At 50.7% G+C, this 16,473-nt stretch carries 15 protein-coding genes; 6 read left to right on the forward strand and 9 right to left on the reverse strand.

Features of this window, described 5'->3' with window-relative positions; all coding sequences use genetic code 11:
- Positions 1–811: 811 nt before the first annotated feature.
- From AC23NW_RS33870 to AC23NW_RS33890, 5 genes are read right to left on the reverse strand one after another with little or no spacing between them, the layout of a single operon-like run.
- Entirely contained in the window at positions 812–1,306 is a 495-nt protein-coding gene (locus AC23NW_RS33870; RefSeq protein WP_487455053.1) for a cupin domain-containing protein, read from the reverse strand.
- Between the two features lie 42 nt (positions 1,307–1,348).
- Positions 1,349–2,074, reverse strand: coding sequence for a carboxymuconolactone decarboxylase family protein (locus AC23NW_RS33875; protein ID WP_487455054.1), 726 nt, complete (start codon positions 2,072–2,074; stop codon positions 1,349–1,351).
- Positions 2,075–2,127: 53 nt separating this feature from the next.
- Positions 2,128–3,114: an aldo/keto reductase gene (locus tag AC23NW_RS33880; RefSeq protein WP_487455055.1), complete on the reverse strand. Its 987-nt coding sequence runs from the start codon at positions 3,112–3,114 to the stop codon at positions 2,128–2,130.
- A 21-nt stretch (positions 3,115–3,135) separates the two neighbouring features.
- Positions 3,136–3,600 (reverse strand): nuclear transport factor 2 family protein, encoded by a 465-nt coding sequence (locus AC23NW_RS33885; protein WP_487455056.1) that lies wholly within the window; start codon positions 3,598–3,600, stop codon positions 3,136–3,138.
- A gap of 55 nt (positions 3,601–3,655) precedes the next feature.
- Positions 3,656–4,507, reverse strand: coding sequence for an aldo/keto reductase (locus AC23NW_RS33890; protein ID WP_487455057.1), 852 nt, complete (start codon positions 4,505–4,507; stop codon positions 3,656–3,658).
- Between the two features lie 157 nt (positions 4,508–4,664).
- Here AC23NW_RS33890 and AC23NW_RS33895 point away from each other — a divergent pair, with 157 nt between their 5' ends.
- On the forward strand, positions 4,665–5,561 hold the full coding sequence (locus tag AC23NW_RS33895) for a helix-turn-helix domain-containing protein (RefSeq protein WP_487455058.1): 897 nt from the start codon (positions 4,665–4,667) through the stop codon (positions 5,559–5,561).
- Between the two features lie 379 nt (positions 5,562–5,940).
- On the opposite strand, the gene AC23NW_RS33900 is transcribed toward AC23NW_RS33895, so the two are convergent.
- The 3 genes from AC23NW_RS33900 to AC23NW_RS33910 form a co-directional block, all read right to left on the reverse strand.
- Positions 5,941–8,211 carry a xanthine dehydrogenase family protein molybdopterin-binding subunit gene (locus tag AC23NW_RS33900; RefSeq protein WP_487455059.1) on the reverse strand — a complete coding sequence of 757 codons (2,271 nt, stop codon included), beginning with the start codon at positions 8,209–8,211 and terminating at the stop codon, positions 5,941–5,943.
- A gap of 35 nt (positions 8,212–8,246) precedes the next feature.
- The gene (locus tag AC23NW_RS33905) at positions 8,247–8,702 is read right to left on the reverse strand and encodes a (2Fe-2S)-binding protein (RefSeq protein WP_487455060.1); all 456 of its coding nucleotides are present in this window, start codon (positions 8,700–8,702) and stop codon (positions 8,247–8,249) included.
- A 199-nt stretch (positions 8,703–8,901) separates the two neighbouring features.
- Positions 8,902–9,081, reverse strand: coding sequence for a hypothetical protein (locus tag AC23NW_RS33910; protein ID WP_487455061.1), 180 nt, complete (start codon positions 9,079–9,081; stop codon positions 8,902–8,904).
- 131 nt (positions 9,082–9,212) lie between these two features.
- Between AC23NW_RS33910 and AC23NW_RS33915 the strand changes: the two genes are divergently transcribed.
- The 4 genes from AC23NW_RS33915 to AC23NW_RS33930 all read left to right on the forward strand — a co-directional run bounded on the left by AC23NW_RS33915 (position 9,213) and on the right by AC23NW_RS33930 (position 12,946).
- The gene (locus AC23NW_RS33915) at positions 9,213–10,127 is read left to right on the forward strand and encodes an MBL fold metallo-hydrolase (RefSeq protein ID WP_487455062.1); all 915 of its coding nucleotides are present in this window, start codon (positions 9,213–9,215) and stop codon (positions 10,125–10,127) included.
- The gene (locus AC23NW_RS33920) at positions 10,128–11,048 is read left to right on the forward strand and encodes a helix-turn-helix domain-containing protein (RefSeq protein WP_487455063.1); all 921 of its coding nucleotides are present in this window, start codon (positions 10,128–10,130) and stop codon (positions 11,046–11,048) included.
- Between the two features lie 131 nt (positions 11,049–11,179).
- A complete protein-coding gene (locus AC23NW_RS33925) occupies positions 11,180–11,938 on the forward strand; it encodes a carboxymuconolactone decarboxylase family protein (RefSeq protein ID WP_487455064.1) in 759 nt (252 codons plus the stop codon).
- Between the two features lie 6 nt (positions 11,939–11,944).
- On the forward strand, positions 11,945–12,946 hold the full coding sequence (locus AC23NW_RS33930) for an aldo/keto reductase (RefSeq protein ID WP_487455065.1): 1,002 nt from the start codon (positions 11,945–11,947) through the stop codon (positions 12,944–12,946).
- 113 nt (positions 12,947–13,059) lie between these two features.
- On the opposite strand, the gene AC23NW_RS33935 is transcribed toward AC23NW_RS33930, so the two are convergent.
- Complete coding sequence (locus AC23NW_RS33935) at positions 13,060–14,472, reverse strand: serine hydrolase (RefSeq protein ID WP_487455066.1); 1,413 nt, start codon at positions 14,470–14,472, stop codon at positions 13,060–13,062.
- A gap of 606 nt (positions 14,473–15,078) precedes the next feature.
- Between AC23NW_RS33935 and AC23NW_RS33940 the strand changes: the two genes are divergently transcribed.
- Positions 15,079–16,473, forward strand: a complete 1,395-nt coding sequence (locus tag AC23NW_RS33940; RefSeq protein ID WP_487455067.1) for a serine hydrolase — start codon at positions 15,079–15,081, stop codon at positions 16,471–16,473.

Consider the following 16,473-nt stretch of genomic DNA (forward strand, 5'->3'; position numbering starts at 1 on the left):
TTTCCCTTTTGGTTACCAATGAAAGTTAGTTTTTTTACTCTACTTTTCACTGGCTCACTTTCGGGGGATCAGGACAATCAGATAAGATCAGAAGTTGCAGCGCCGTCGATTACGCTGAACGCTAATTTTTACCCGGAAAGCAAAAGATGACAAATTTGTAACGCAATAGTTACCCAATGGCTCTTAAAAGCGTATATGATACTATTTCCAGTAAAAGAATCCTATTTTACTCCCCGGTAATGCCGGGTCTGTATCTGCCGGACGGGACATAAACATGCCGGTAACAGAGCACCGGTATGTTTATCATTACATTGTATATATCCATTTATACTATGCATACACGGTCTAACCACACTGCTATTGGCCGTCGGGCAGCCCTTTGTACCGTAGACTGTCAGCGTATAGACACCGGGAGTAATGACATTATTTGCCGGAACGTATAAGTAAGCATTTACTTTAAAGTATTAGATCCGGGTGTTGACAGCAGTACGACTGCGGGCAAGTTGGTCTTACAAATTTTTGCCGCCCTGGCCGAGTAGGATCGGGAGAGTATTTTAAAGAAAACCAGAGAGGGTCAACTGCCGGCAAAGGCCGAAGGAAAACATATTGGCCGCCCAGACAAAAGCTCGCCAAAGTCAGAAAGGCCCCGGAGCGAGGCTTATCGGTAGCCGAAACGGTCAATCTAACCGGCATCTGTAGCGCTATCGCAAACAGCCCGAAAAAGGCCTGTCGCTCCAGATAACGAATTATGTACCTTTTCGCAAAACTACTCACTATGCGTAAATGATCTGTAAGCGGCTAATAGCTTCCATTATTTCGTTGCCGACCTATACTCTTGATCAGTCACCGGCTGCATCCAGATGACCCGTCCATCAGCAGTATTGGGAGTAATGGCAACCTGTAAAAAAGGAGTAGTTGGCGAAGCACCGTGCCAGTGCGGGATGTTGGGCGGGCATTTCACCGCATCACCCTTCCTCAGAATCTGAACCGGTTTCCCTTTCTCCTGATAATACCCGATTCCGCCCATCGCAAGCAGAACCTGGCCGCCAGGGTGACTATGCCAATAAGAGCGGGCACCCGGCTCGAAGGTGACGTAGCCTACCGGAATATTGAAGGCACTGTCCGGCCGGATCAATTGCTGCACCCAAACCCTACCGGTAAAATTACCCGCTGGTGCCCGATCACCTTTCGGAAAGATAGTGCCTGTATCTGCAACGATAGCGGTTTGACGTTGGGCATAGCCCTGTTCATAGATGCATACACTCAACGGCAGCAAAAAAGATAAAACATAAACCCTGTATTTCATGATAGTACAGCTTAAAAGCGATGGCTTGCCTATGTATTTTCCTTACCGGCGGGAGGCCATAACCTGCGTTAAAACCGCTCGTCCTGCATCGGCTTCTGCTTTACCGGTGACCGTTTCCATTAGAGAGAAAGCCTGTTGAAGTTGCTCTTCGGTTAGCGTCAAATGCAGACAGATACCCAGATGACTGGCCAGCATTGGTTCGACGCCCCCGATACTGGTCAGTACCGAAATCGTGATCAGTTCCCGGTCAATATAGTTCAGCACGTCCCGCTCAAACAAATCGGCAAATAAGTGCTCTTTTAAAAAGACATCAATCTCGGGGCTAAAAGTGGAGTAAGCGGGTGATGACCCCGTCTGAGGCTGACCCGTGAGTGTGTCCAGTATTTTTTTGCCCCGTTCGTATTTACGTTCGCGGCTGGTGACCGGTGTTGCTCCTCTGCCCGTCGGATCGGAAATACCTTTTTTCCTGCGCTCCTCCAGGACCGTTATCAGGGTTTGTAAGCCCCGGATACTTCTGGGAAAACCACAATAGGCGTATAAGTGGACCAGCACTTCCTTAATTTCATTCACGGTCAGTCCTGCATCCAGACCGTTACGCAGAGCCTGTTGCAGGTTTTGCAGATCTCCTTTGGCTGTAAGCGATGAAATGAGGACAATACTTTGCCGGGTTGGCGATAGGGTTCGTGGTTGATGAAGTGGACTTTGCGCGTTGAGTCGGGTAGAGATAACGAGCATGCCAACGATTATACTTGTTACAAAAGTGTGCATAGGTTTGCTTCATGTGTTTTATCCGGTTGCTGAGGTCCAATTCACTGATTGAACTAGCGGTCAATCATCTTTTGCGCCTGCACGGAATACCGTCCGCCCTGCACGTCGATGCGGGAAAGAGCCGCTGCAATAGATGCCAGATCACCGGCACTCAGTGTCAGGTTAACAGCCCCCAGGTTCTCTTCCAGCCGGTGAACTTTGGTCGTGCCCGGAATGGGGACAATCCACGGATTTTGGGCTAACAACCAGGCCAGCGCGATTTGAGCGGGTGTGGCCCTGTGCTCGCTGGCGATGCTGCCGAGTAAGTCGACCAGTGCTGCGTTCGCTTTACGGTTTTCTTCCGAAAAACGGGGAACCGTGTTGCGGAAATCCGCTTTATCGAAAGCCGTTGTTTCGTCTATTTTACCGGTCAGAAAGCCTTTACCCAGCGGACTGAACGGCACAAAGCCAATACCCAGTTCTTCCAGAGCAGGCAGGATTTCTTCTTTAGGTTCGCGCCACCAGAGGGAATATTCACTTTGCAGAGCCGCCACGGCTTGCACCGCATGAGCCCGGCGAATGGTCTTGACACCGGCTTCCGATAAACCAAAATGCCTGACCTTTCCTTCCTGAATCAGTTCTTTTACCGCACCAGCTACATCTTCAATCGGTACAGCAGGATCAACGCGGTGTTGATAAAACAAGTCGATGACCTCGACTCTCAGCCGTTTCAGGGATGCTTCGGCAACCGCCCGGATATTTTCAGGACGGCTATTGAGTCCGGTTTGTTTTCCATCCCGGAAGCTGAAGCCGAACTTAGTGGCAATGGCCACCTTACCCTTAAAGGGTTCAAGGGCTTCGCCAACCACTTCCTCGTTGGTATAGGGGCCATATACTTCAGCCGTATCGAAGAAAGTAACGCCCTGCTCAACGGCTGTCCGGATCAGTTTAATGGCTTCTCCTTTTTCGGTGGCCGGGCCATAGCCAAAATTAAGTCCCATACACCCCAGCCCAAGGGCGGATACGGTCAGACCGTTAGTGCCTAATGTACGCGTTTCCATAGTTTGCGTTCCTGCCATTGATTAGTGTTTAATCACGTGGGTGTCCCGCACACTACTAAACGTCAGCGCTAACAGTTTCCAGTCTTTACGCTGTTTTTGGTAGACTTCGGTAACGGTAAACTCAACTTTTGCCTCACTGCCCCGAACTGTAGACTCCAGGGTAATCCGGCTCCAGATGATAGCCGTGTTGTCAAAAAGCTCGACCGCAGTATCGTGTACATCAGCTTTGCGGTACCAGATACTGCCGGTCTTAATGATGTCGAGTTCCTCGGCCTTTTTCCAGGTGCCACTCATGTGGACAAATTTTGCCTTGTCGTCAAAAAGCCGGGCTAGTTTGTCTACATCCTTATCGGCCATCCACTGCCACTTTTCCTTCGAGATATTGATAACTTCCTGTTCGGCTTTCGCAGGAGCTGAATTGGTCTGAGCGAAGGACGATACCAGGCTCATAGTGAAAAAACTTAGTCCAAGGATGAATGCTTTCATGCTGATTTTTATTCGTTTATGATAGATTAATTGGTACGGGCCTCGTTTCAGGGGGTTAACCGGCCAGTTTCCGTTCGCCCAGCCACTTCACCATGGCCGGATCACGGTGGTCGAAGAACAGGCTGGCCTTTGTATCAAGGGCTTTAATGATATCCATGTCCCCGGCACTAAGCTCAAAATCGAGGCTGTTAAAATTCTCGGCCATTCGCTCTTTACGCACCGATTTAGGAATAGCCACTACGCCCCGCTGCGTTAGCCAGCGCAGGACAACCTGGGCAATCGATTTGTTGTATTTTGTTGCAATTGATCCTAGAAGTTCATTGTGGAACAGATCATTTTTACCCTCCGCAAACGGCCCCCACGACTCAATCTGAACATTGTTGCCGATCAGAAACCGGTGAGTGTCCAGTTGCTGGTGAAACGGGTGTGTTTCAATCTGGTTCACGGCTGGTACGACCTCATTATGAACGATCAGGTCAATCAGCCGGTCGGGGTGGAAGTTACTCACGCCAATTGCCCGAACCCTGCCTTCTTTGTACAACTCCTGCATGGCCCGCCATTCGCCATACACATCCCCATACGGCTGGTGCATCAGGTACAAATCAAGATACTCCAGTTGCAGCTTTTTCATGGATGTATCGAAGGCCTTCTTCGTACCCTCATAACCGTCGGACTGTATCCAGAGTTTGGTCGTAATAAACAGTTCTTCTCTGGGTACACCACTTAGCCTAATAGCCTTACCAACCGCTTCTTCGTTTCCATACGAAGCCGCTGTATCAATCAGCCTGTAGCCCGTCCGGATGGCATCCAGTACACTCCGTTCACATTCGGCTAAATCAGGCACCTGAAAGACGCCAAAGCCCAGGATGGGCATCTGAACGCCATTATTTAAGGTTACGTATTGCATAGGCATCCGCTATTTACAGGACAAAGGTCGGCCCATTTGACTATGCAAGTGGTATACAGATTACGGAGAAAACTACCAGAATTACAGATGGGGACTTACGGGCTGGTGCAGGCTCAAGGAAAGCCGTACTTTTGATAAGCATAAAATAAAGAGTAATATGGATACCCTGCGACGCTTTGAGACGATCAGCGACTACAATAACTTCAACAACAACGAAACGCGCCATCCGCTGGTGAACGTAGTCGATTTGTCGAAGGCCGCCCCCCGACAAGGCTCCCGGATGTATTTCGGCTTCTATACTATCTTTCTCAAAGACGTCAGATGCGGCGATATGGTGTACGGACGGCACACCTATGATTATCAGGAAGGAACGCTGGTGTTTCTGGGACCCGGGCAGGTGGCCGGCATCAACAGTAATGGCGAAACCTATCAGCCGAAAGGAAACGCACTGGTGTTTCATCCCGATCTGATCCACGGCACGCACCTGGGCCGTCATATCCAGGACTATTCGTTCTTTAGCTACCAGTCCAATGAGGCCCTTCACCTCTCCAGGCGCGAACGGGACATGGTACTTGACTGTCTGTCCAAGATTGATTACGAACTCGAACACGCTATTGACAAACACAGCAAACGGCTCATTGTCTCCAACATTGAATTATTTCTGAATTATTGCACCCGGTTTTACGAACGACAGTTCATTACCCGCACCCACGTTAATTCAGGCGTACTGGAGCGGTTTGAAGCCTTGCTGAATACCTATTTTGCGAGTGATAAGCCACAGACAATCGGGTTACCTTCAGTAGCATACTGTGCTGACCAGCTGCATTTATCGGCCAATTACTTCGGGGATCTGATCAAGAAGGAAACCGGCCGGACGGCCCAGGAATATATCCAGGCTAAACTGATCGACGTTGCTAAAGAGCGCATGTTTGACCAAAGCAAATCGGTGAGTCAAATCGCCTTTGATTTAGGCTTTAAATACTCCCAGCACTTTATCCGGTTGTTTAAGCAACGCGTCGGCCAATCTCCTGCTGAGTACCGGAATCTGAATTAAAAAGTCTGTTTTACTGGTCATTTCCGGCAACTCTGCTAAACTCTGGCCGTTCGCTGTTATTATAACCGTGCTCGTTGCTTAGTTGGGCTTTGAGGGTTTGGCGGCCTTTTCCATCACATCCAGTCAGGCTTTGCGGGAGTCGGGAGTGTTGGCGGCTGAACCGTCCGCACGAAACCCGAAGACCTCTTCTTTTTCAGGAACATAAACAGGCCACCCAGGCAAGCCTTTACTATTTCGTCCCTCCAGGCCCCGAACGGCGAAAGCAAGTCTTCTTTTGATGTGGCATTGATGAAGCCAGCAGGTACTTCGGCACTGTTCGCCTAATACAAGTTTTTTCATCGTGTTTCAACATCGCGGGCTTGTCTCCCGAACCTGCTGTTTATCCCTGCGTTGATTTGTCTATTTCAGGCTTAAACGGTTGGTTGTAGAACCGCTTACCCCGGTTTTTATATAAGGCATTGGCTACGGCCCCGAACACCGGCGGGAACGGCGGCTCGCCCAGACCCGTGGGATCAATGTCGTTTTCCACAAAAGATACGTCAATCCGTTTAGGGGCTTCGTTGTGGCGGATCATCCGGTAGTTGTGGAAGTTACTCTGCTCAGCCGCCCCATTCTTATGCGTCAACGCACCGTACAACGCATTCCCGATCCCATCCACCACGGCCCCCTGCACCATGTTTTTAGCTGCGTCGGGATTAACGACAATGCCGCAGTCCATGGCGCTGAATACGCGTTCTACGTACGGCTCACCATCGCGGGTGACCATGTCGACTACGTGGGCTGCGTACGAGTTGTGGCAGAAATAAGCTGCTACTCCCCGGTGATACTTCTCATTGCCCGGCTTACCCCAGTCCGACTTGTCCCGGACCAGCTTCAGCACCCCGGCGTACCGGTCAGCATCGTATTCGTTGTTTTTACCAACGGGGGTCTCTTTCGCCCGTTTCAGCAGTTCCAGCCGGAACTCAATGGGGTCCTTGCCCATCGCTTCGGCTACTTCGTCGAGAAACGATTGCTCTGCGGCCGCGTTGAAGTTGGAACGCGGAGCCCGGAATGCCCCAATGGTGATGTTCGAGGGAATCTCCCAGCCCTCGGCCAGGTAATTGTCCACGGCTCCGGCCGGGAAACGGTTGGCGTGAATCGGGTTCTCGGGAATGCCCCCACCTTTTACGTGAAAGGCAATCAGGTTCTTGTCTTTGTCCAGCGCGGCCCGGTAGGTCGCCGTGTACATAGGGCGATAGATGCCATAGGTCATGTCATCTTCGCGGGTGTACATCAGCTTGACGGGTGCTTTAAGGTGCCGGGAAATCAGAGCTGCTTCGTAGACGTACTGTCCGTAGGCACGTCGGCCGAAACCTCCACCCATCCGCGTCATCTGAATCTCGATCTTGTCGGCGGGCAGCTCCAGCAGCTTCGCCAGCGTCGGCTCCATCCAGCCGGGAGCCTGCAAGGGTCCTGCTACGAGGGCTTTTCCCTCAGTCACATGAGCGAAGAAATTCATAGGCTCCATGCAGTTGTGAGCCAGAAACGGGGCATTATAGGTTCGTTCGATGACCTGAGCCGCCTGCTTAAACGCCGTTTCTGGATCGCCGTCTTTCCGTAGTTGCTGCGCCGGTTTCTGAGCATACTGCTGCATGTTCCGGAGCTGCACGTCGGTACTTTCCAGTGCACCCGGGACAATAACCTCCCGTTTACCGCCCCGACCCATTATCGTATCTTTGGTGTCGCCCGCCGGTACCCATTCTGCCTTCAGCTTTTTACGGGCGTTCATAACCTCCCAGGTGCTTTTGCCCGCTACCACCAGCAGATCGTTGAACGAACGCGTATCAAAACCGCCCTGCTCGAAACCATCTTCGTACAATTTAAGGCTGAACACGTCTTTGATGCCCGGCATTTTCAGGGCCTGCGACGCATCGAAGGATTTTAGTTTCATCCCGAAAGCGGGCGGATGCTGAATCATGGCGATGAGCATCCCCTCCACCCGGTAATCGAGTCCAAACAGTGGCTGGCCGGTAACTATTTTTTTACCTTCTACATTTTTGGCCGGTTTCCGGACAATCGTAAAGTCTTTCGGAGCCTTCAGCTTCATGCCTTTGGGCACAGGGATGATAGCGGCTTTTGACGCCATTTCACCATATTTCGCCGATTTACCACTGGTGTGATAGAGAACACCCGCTTTTGTGGTCACTTCAGCGACCGGTACATTCCACGTTTGGGCGGCTGCCTCACACAGCATTTGGCGGGCCGCTGCCCCGGCTTCGCGCAGGGGCTTCCAGTACATCCGTACTGAATTGCTGCCTCCGGTAAACTGTGGTCCTAGTTTAGTATTGTCGTGTGGTCCCATCTCCACCACGACAGCCTTCCAGTCAGCGTCGAGTTCTTCGGCCACCATCATGGGCAGCGATGTCATGACGTTCTGCCCGAATTCCGGGTTAGGGCAAATCAGTTTGATAACATTATCAGGCGTAATCCGGATGTAGCCATTCATCTGCACCCATTCATCCGCCGGCCCCGTCAGGTTAAGTGCCTGCAATTTGTCGGTGGCCGCGTTTGCGTTCGACAACCAGCTTACACTGAGCATCAGCCCCCCGCCCGAAAGCAGGGACGATTTAAGGAACGATCGCCTGGTATAGTTCTTTTTGTTAGTATTCATGGTCAAGGTTGTGTTTGCGGTTCAACAACAGACGATTACATGCCGGCGGCTGATTTGATGGCATCTTTGATCCGCAGGTACGTCCCACAGCGACAAATGTTTCCTGACATGGCATTGTCAATATCTTCGTCGGTAGGTTTTGGATTCGTTTTCAGCAGCGAAGCCGCGCTCATGATCTGCCCGGCCTGACAATAGCCACACTGGGCAACATCGTGTTCGAGCCAGGCTTTCTGCACGGGATGTTCTCCAGCGGCCGAAAGTCCTTCAATGGTAGTGATTATTTGCTTGCCCACAGCTGATACAGGCAATTGGCAGGAACGAACCGCTGTACCATTCAGGTGTACAGTGCAGGCTCCACACTGAGCCATACCGCAGCCGTATTTGGTGCCTGTGAGGTCGAGATGGTCGCGCAGGACCCAAAGGACGGGCGTTGAGGGGTCAACGTCTACCCGCTTGTTTTTACCGTTAACATTTAGATTGAATGTAGCCACAGCGTCCGGGTTTATTATCGTTCTTTTCAGTAAGCGTTTAATGGCATATTTTACCAGAAGAATATCCCTTACAAAAGTCGGAATCCTGTTTCAGGAAGGTGGTATACAGATTACAGGTATTACTACCATTTTTACGGGTTTATCAGGGTCAGGCAGGTTGGGAGACCGGGCTGATGTGTACTAATTTCTCTATCATCTGTCAGACCATAAAAAGCCGTTCTGAAATCAATCCCGAGCCGTTTTTGAGATTGTTTTTTTCAGGACGGGCACAGGTTTTGTACTGTAAGAGGGATTTTGTTTTCTCCAGTCCATCAGTAAATGGTCCCCGGCGAAATAAGGCTCCCCGATAGTGCTCCCAATCTGCGATCTGCGCTTTCATGGAGCCTCATTTAGCTCATACAATCCGTAATTATGGTAGGTAAACCTGTAATGGGTATACAAACGGGTTCATGGATTCGTCCGACCTTTGTTTCTACTAAAAGAGCGTAAATCTCATTGATGAACAGAAACATGAGACCTCAGGCAATAGCCATTGGCTTAGCGTTACTTGCGGGATTGACCCATGCAGGCTATGCCCAAACCGCAACCGGTACCACAGCGCCTCCTTCGCCAGGGAAGAAGTATCAGGCCCGCGCACCCCACACGCAGACTTTTGGCGCCGAAGCATTCGGACCATCAAAGCAGACAACGATCCGATGGCTGGGCTTTGCCGGCTTTCTGGTCAACGCCAGGGGAACTACATTTATGGTCGACCCGGTGCTGGAAGGCTTTGATATGCCTGTATTAATTGATGCGCCGATTACCCCGAAAGCCATTCCCCGGCTGGATGCAGTGTTGATAACCCATAGCGATAACGACCATTTCAGTATACCAACCTGCCGGGATATCGCCGCTGTAACACGTGCCTATCATTCGACACGGTACGTTGATTCCCTGATGAGAAATGAAAACTTTCCCTCGTCCGGACATGGGATTGGCGACACCTTCAGCATTGGTCCGGTCAAGGTTAGCCTGACGCCCGCCGATCATCAATGGCAAAATGCGTATCCGGGTACGGCCAGACGTTTTTTTAAACCGGAAGATTATTGTGGTTTCTGGATTCAAACGCCTGACGGGACGATCTGGGCACCCGGCGATTCCCGCCTGACACCCGGCCATCTGAGTATGCCCGCCCCAGATGCTATCTTCTTTGATTTTTCGGATAGTGAATGGCACTTCACCTTTGAGGGCGCGGTGAAAGTCGCCAATGCGTATCCGGACACCCCGCTGTTGTTATGCCACTGGGGTTCGGTAGATGCTCCGGACTTTACCCCTTTTAACGGTGACCCGGCCCGATTGGCGAAAGCAATTGTCAATCCGGGAAGGATCAGGGTGCTGGCGCCCGGTGAGCCGTTTATGCTCAGACCGCTAACGAAACGTAAGTAGATGGACAAGATACGAAAGATTCAGCGTGTAGCTCAGTTTACTGCTGAGCGCGGCCAGCCGGTACTGCATCCATTAGTCTGCGTGCTGGATCAGTCCCGATCCACGCCCGTGCAAACGGGCCGGTGGCTGTCGGAGCTGTACATCGTGTTTCTCAAACAAGCCCGTTGTGCGCCATTGGTCTATGGCCGTCAGCAGTACGATTATGACGAAGGAACGATGCTGTTTATCGCACCGGGACAGGTGTCTGGTCTGGAAGAAAGCGAGGACGGACGGGTGCAGCCTACGGGGTGGGCCCTGGCCTTTCACCCCGATCTGATTCGGGGTACGGCCCTGAGCCAGCACATTAAAGACTACAGCTTTTTCGGGTATGACGTGAACGAAGCATTACATCTGTCTGAACGGGAACGGGCGCTGGTGCTGGATGGCTTTCGCAAGATAGACGAGGAACTGAATCACCCCATTGATAAGCACAGCAAGCGGCTGATCGTGAGTGCTATCGAGCTCCTGTTGAATTACTGCCTGCGCTTCTACGACCGGCAGTTTATCACCCGTGACCATGTTCACAAAGATGTGCTGGTCCGCTTTGAAGCGCTCCTGGATGCTTACTTTCAGACCGATAAGCCCCAGACAACAGGGCTACCTACCGTGGGCTATTGCGCCGGCCAGCTCCATTTGTCGGCCAACTATTTCGGTGATCTGGTGAAGAAAGAAACAGGCCTGTCAGCTCAGGACTATATCCAGGCTAAGGTTATCGAACTGGCCAAAGAACGCGTGTTTGATCTCAGCAAGTCGATCAGTGAAATCGCCTATGAAATGGGTTTCAGGTACCCCCAGCATTTTACCCGGCTCTTTAAGCAGCGCGTGGGGCAGTCGCCCAACGAATACCGGTCACTTAACAACGAACGGTATTCAATGAATTAATCGCTTCTTATTATCGATCACATACATTAAGCCTTTGTATGAAGCACATACTGTTGCCCCTCACCCTGACGTTACTTTTATCGGGGTCAGTGTCGGGTCAGAATTTAAACAAACCATCCCTGAAAAACGCAATGGATACGACCCGAACTGAACGAGCCCGGAAAAAATACGAAGAACTGTTCGGGCAGCCCGTCACGGCCGGCAAAACCGATCCCGAACTGATGACCATCCTGCAACGGTTCATTTTCGGCGAAGTGTTTTACACGGGTAATCTGGATGACAAAACACGGGAATTGATTACCATCACCGCGCTCACGACCAACCAGACCCTGCCCCAGTTAACGGCCCACACCCGGGCCGCCCTCAACATCGGCGTAACACCGGTTCAGATTCGGGAAGTGGTCTATCAATGCGCCCCCTTTATCGGTTTCCCCAAAGTGCTCAACGCCGTAGAAATCATCAACAAGGTGTTTAAAAGCCGGGGCATTAAACTGCCTCTGGAAGCTAAGGCAACCGTGAAGGAAGGTGAGCGCTTTGAGCGGGGACGCGAAAAACAGGCCCCGCTCTATGGTGACGTCATGAAACAGAACATGAAAACCCTGCCGGGGGAATTTTTCGAAGCGATTCCCCGGATGTTAACCGGGTCCTGTTTCGGGGATTTTTATACCCGCGAGGGCCTGGACCTGAAAACCCGCGAACTGATGATCTTCTGTAGCCTGGCCACCTTAGGCGGCACCGAACGGCAGATGACCTCTCATGCGGTTGGCAATCTGAAAGCTGGCAACAGCAAAGAAACGCTGCTGGCTGCGATGGTGCAGCTATACCCTTACATTGGTTTTCCCAGGATCTCCAACGCCATTGCTCTCATTAAAGACGCGAAAACTGACTAAGCTATCATGCAGACAAGACAAATAGCAAACAGTGGCCCGGAGGTATCGGCCCTTGGCCTGGGCTGTATGGGGATGAGTTGGTCTTATGGCCCGCCCAAAGACAAAGCCGGGATGATTGCCTTGCTCAGGGCCGCCGTTGAGCGGGGCGTTACCTTCTTTGATACGGCTGAAGTGTATGGCCCCTACCAGAACGAAGAACTGCTGGGCGAAGCCCTGGCGCCGTTTCGCGGGCAGGTGGTGATTGCCACCAAGTTCGGCTGGGTGCCCGCTTCTGAAAATGAAGCAACCGGACGGTGGAATGCCCTCAATAGCCGGCCGGAGCATATTAAGCGGGTGGTGGAAGGGTCTTTGAAACGGCTGCGTGTAGAGGTCATCGACCTGTATTACCAACACCGCGTTGACCCGGCCGTGCCCATCGAAGAGGTAGCCGGAGTGGTTAAGGAGTTGATTCAGGCCGGTAAGGTGAAACACTTTGGCCTGTCGGAAGCGGGCGCTGCTACCATTCGGCGGGCGCACGCGGTGCAGCCGGTAACGGCCCTGCAAAGTGAGTATTCACTCTGGTATCGGGAGCCTGAGAAAGAAATTTTGCCCACACTCGAAGAGCTGGGTATCGGCTTTGTTCCCTTTAGTCCGTTGGGTAAAGGGTTTCTGACCGGGGCGATAAACGCGGACACCCAGTTTGATGAGACCGATTTCCGCAGCACCGTGCCCCGCTTTTCGGAAGAAAACCGGAAAGCGAATCAGGCCCTGGTCGATCTGCTGGGTCAGATAGCCGGGCAGAAGGATGCCACACCGGGTCAGATTGCACTGGCCTGGTTGCTGGCCCGAAAGCCGTGGATTGTTCCCATTCCGGGTACGACGAAATTAAACCGTCTGGAAGAGAATCTGGCAGCCGTAAAGCTACAGCTGACTCAGGATGATCTTGACCAGATTGAAAAAGCGGCTTCAGCCATCCCGATTCAGGGCGCTCGTTATCCGGCTGAAATGGAGAAGAAAAGCGGCCTGTAACTGCGCAATTTATGTCACAGTAAATGCCTGTTCAATTCAGGCCGTCTTTGTCTCAGATCGGGAGCCTTTTTGTGAGAATTAAAGAGATTGGTTAACTGAACGTAGCGGCCTGTTTAGTTTAGTTTCCTGGCTTCGGTCGTTATTCCTTCCATGGTTACCAAACGCTTGACTACTTTACCCGAACCATCCAAGACAAATTCCAGCTGGCCATTCACCGTTCGGAAGAAAAATTGCGTCGGTGTTTCCGGGTCAATGGCCAGTTTTCCCCCACCCGTCCGTTGGTGAAACAACTGATTGCCTTCCCGGGTGACGGTGAACGTCATCGCAGGGGCATTGTTCCAGGGGCCTTCATACACCCCAATGTACTTATCCAAAGTAGTGTCATCCAGAACGATTGGCGTGCGTTTTCGGGGCATGGTAACCGGCTTGTTATTCACAATAGCCTTTATATCCGCAACCATAGCCGGGAGCTTATCATTATTGGCCAACAGAATGATGGTGACATCATCGGCCACGAACCGACCCAGCCAGGTCGAGTAACCCGGCCAGCCCCCACCGTGTGAGAGCAACTTCTGATTGTCCGCTTCCCCGATCATGATTCCGTAGCCGTAATAAACCTTATTGGCCGAATCCATGAGAGCCTGCCCGCTGAGCATCTCCTGTTGGACGGTTTCTGGCAGGAGCGTGTGGTTTTTCAGGGCCCGATCCCATTTGAATAAATCGCCCAGGGTACTATTCACCGTGCCGTCACCTTGAATACCGTCCAAACAATAGACATACCGTTCTGTCGGTATACTATCCGGTAGCAGGTATTGGTTTCGGCTTTTCGAATACTGATAGCCGTAGGCGTAATCCGGAATCACCTCCTGGGTGGACCGGCGCGTATTGTAAATCCGGGAGCGGGTCATGCCCAGGGGTTGAAAGATATACTGCCGGGTAAACTGGGCGAACGGTTGCCCGGATACTTTCTCCACGATCGAGGCCAGCAGCGCGTAGCCCGTATTGGAATAGGCCCATTGGGCACCGGGCTTAAAAAGAGCCGCCGGTTTCTTTTGGGCTAGAAACCGGATCATGTCTTGATTAAAGGCTATTTTGCTGGAATCCCAACCAGATTCCAGCATCACCTCCATATAGTCAGGTAAGCCGGAGGTATGGGTCAGCAGGTGGCGGATGGTGACGCCGTGGTAAGGCAGTTCCGGAAAGTAGGCCCGCAGACTATCCGCCAGGCGGAGTTTACCCTGTTGCTTCAGCAGCAGGATGCTCATAGCGGTAAACTGTTTGGAAACCGAAGCCAGTTCAAACAGGGAGTTGGTAGAGAGCGGCACCTTGGTGTCAAAATTGGCATAACCCAGCGCCTTCTGGTAGAGGATTTTTCCTTTACTAGCCACCAGGATATTGCCATTAAATTGATTGACGCTGACTTGGGCCTGCATGTATTGGTCCAATTTGTCGGAATAGTTGGTCTGGGCGAAGCTGGTCAGGTAACTGGTTAGCCAGGCGATGAGGAAAAGCGTAAAGGGTTTCATGGGCGGTGAAGTTAAAAGAGAAAGCAAGCAGCCAAAGGTAGCACGCAATGGGAGGAAGAGCCTGCATCGTTTGGGACAAAAGTTAGCAAGTTTGGGACAATAGCATGCAATGAAAGCGTTTTTTTACTACTAGGATACAGAGACAGTAACCTACTAAATGAAGCCTGATTGATGCTTCGTATCCTGAAAGGAGGGTTTTGTGAGACTGTTAACCCACCGTTACAACGTCTGGCTTAGGGGATTAAGAATACGTTATTCATCGCCCGGCTGGCCCATATGACCCCTCCCATTGGCTGACACAGCAACAGATCCGTTAATTCCCACTCTCTGAAAGTACCGGTATACCCCTGTTTTTACGCCCAAAACCCAAATTTGGAGGGCGGCCAACATTCGTACGAAATTTCCCATTCCCTGGTGGCCGACCGGTATCCGGTACTGGATAAATTGATGCGGATTAAAGATGGTCGCTACCTTTAGACTCCGCTCAGGTTATGGTAACGGTTGGCTTACCTCACGAGTATTTGTAATCAGTAATTAAATATTTCTTTATCACCTGTCATCTTTTTCAATAAATCGCAACTAATGGTGCGTATTAACAGGAAAAAGATGAACAGACTATTTTTTTTTATACTCGCCTTTATTTGTGCCATTGGGCTTCAGACAAGATCCTCCGCCCAGATTCAAAAAGAACAGACTGATTTGCTTGACCGTTATCTAAACGTACAGCAGCAATCAATTGGCTTTAACGGTACAGTCATGATTGCCGGCAATGATAGTATAATCTATCGACGGTCCGTAGGAAAAGCGTCATTTGAGCTCGACGCAGGGTTTTCTTCCGATCCTGTATTTCGGATAGCATCAATTACCAAACAGTTTACTGCTATGTTGGTAGTGTTAGCTGCCGGAGAGAATAAATTAACGCTCGACCATCAACTCCGGAAGTATTACCCCCAACTTGGCCAATCAGATTGGAGTGAAATAACTATCAGACAATTGCTTACCCACACCTCCGGCCTTCCACACAACGAAGGGATAGCAGATTACCGGGACAAAATTTCGTTTCTTCCACTCTCGGACCGGCAGGCCACAGAAGAGATTTTCAAACTGAGGCTATTGTCTGTTCCGGGGGGCAAGACGCAATATTCCAGTCCTGGATACTTTATTCTGGCAAGTATTCTGGAAATAGTTTACCACAAAAGTTATGATGCTATCCTAAGGGAGAAAATTACAGCTCCATTGCATATGGATCACACAGGAGTAGGCAATGCAACAGATATTATTAAAGGAATGGTTTCCCCATATCATCAACTGGCAAATCGACTGATCGCCGCACCACACCGGGACTATTCTTTAATGAAGGGGTCTGGCAACATGTATTCAACTGCGGGCGATCTATCAAAGTGGAACAATGCCTTAAATGGTAGTGGTTATTTTAACAAAATGGTCACTGACCAGCTGTTCACCATTCAGAACTCACAACCCGTTAACGGACGTAGCGAGTCATACGGTTATGGCTGGTTTCTCAGGAGAACCTCAGACCGGGAAAGGGACTTTAATTTTACCGGTGGAGGTACTTTTGGATGTTCTGCTATTTCGGGATACTATCCAAATGCAAAGATTTCTGTGGTTATCCTCAGTAATGTATCCACTTTGCCTGTCGGGGAAATGCAGTCTGATATTGAAAGCATCGTTTTCGGAGACAGGTTTGATATGCCGGTTGTGCGTACCCCGATAATAATGGAAGAATCGCAGCTTGACAAATTCCAGGGAACATACACTGCGGATAATGGCCATCAACTAGCTATTTTTTTGAAAGGGGAGCAACTCTATGCGAAAATGGGCCAAAATCCATTCTTTGAGTTGTATCCCTCGGATAGCTCTGTGTTTTTTGGCAAAAAGGTGCCCGTGCAAATTGAATTTGAAAAAGATATAGATGACAGCATTAAAGGCCTTAAAGCCAATGTAAAGGGACAATTCATTCGTTTTGTCAAAAATAAATAG

The organism is Arsenicibacter sp. R0_47, from assembly GCF_057652235.1.

What these genes read in the sequence shown, in the direction of transcription:
- AC23NW_RS33870 (WP_487455053.1), bottom strand. Translation starts at nt 1,306, where the DNA reads ATGAAATACAGGGTTTATGTTTTATCTTTTTTGCTGCCGTTGAGTGTA.
- AC23NW_RS33875 (WP_487455054.1), bottom strand. Translation starts at nt 2,074, where the DNA reads ATGCACACTTTTGTAACAAGTATAATCGTTGGCATGCTCGTTATCTCT.
- AC23NW_RS33920 (WP_487455063.1), top strand. Translation starts at nt 10,128, where the DNA reads ATGGACAAGATACGAAAGATTCAGCGTGTAGCTCAGTTTACTGCTGAG.
- AC23NW_RS33915 (WP_487455062.1), top strand. Translation starts at nt 9,213, where the DNA reads ATGAGACCTCAGGCAATAGCCATTGGCTTAGCGTTACTTGCGGGATTG.
- AC23NW_RS33935 (WP_487455066.1), bottom strand. Translation starts at nt 14,472, where the DNA reads ATGAAACCCTTTACGCTTTTCCTCATCGCCTGGCTAACCAGTTACCTG.
- AC23NW_RS33900 (WP_487455059.1), bottom strand. Translation starts at nt 8,211, where the DNA reads ATGAATACTAACAAAAAGAACTATACCAGGCGATCGTTCCTTAAATCG.
- AC23NW_RS33895 (WP_487455058.1), top strand. Translation starts at nt 4,665, where the DNA reads ATGGATACCCTGCGACGCTTTGAGACGATCAGCGACTACAATAACTTC.
- AC23NW_RS33930 (WP_487455065.1), top strand. Translation starts at nt 11,945, where the DNA reads ATGCAGACAAGACAAATAGCAAACAGTGGCCCGGAGGTATCGGCCCTT.
- AC23NW_RS33880 (WP_487455055.1), bottom strand. Translation starts at nt 3,114, where the DNA reads ATGGAAACGCGTACATTAGGCACTAACGGTCTGACCGTATCCGCCCTT.
- AC23NW_RS33890 (WP_487455057.1), bottom strand. Translation starts at nt 4,507, where the DNA reads ATGCAATACGTAACCTTAAATAATGGCGTTCAGATGCCCATCCTGGGC.
- AC23NW_RS33940 (WP_487455067.1), top strand. Translation starts at nt 15,079, where the DNA reads ATGAACAGACTATTTTTTTTTATACTCGCCTTTATTTGTGCCATTGGG.
- AC23NW_RS33885 (WP_487455056.1), bottom strand. Translation starts at nt 3,600, where the DNA reads ATGAAAGCATTCATCCTTGGACTAAGTTTTTTCACTATGAGCCTGGTA.
- AC23NW_RS33925 (WP_487455064.1), top strand. Translation starts at nt 11,180, where the DNA reads ATGGATACGACCCGAACTGAACGAGCCCGGAAAAAATACGAAGAACTG.
- AC23NW_RS33910 (WP_487455061.1), bottom strand. Translation starts at nt 9,081, where the DNA reads ATGAAAGCGCAGATCGCAGATTGGGAGCACTATCGGGGAGCCTTATTT.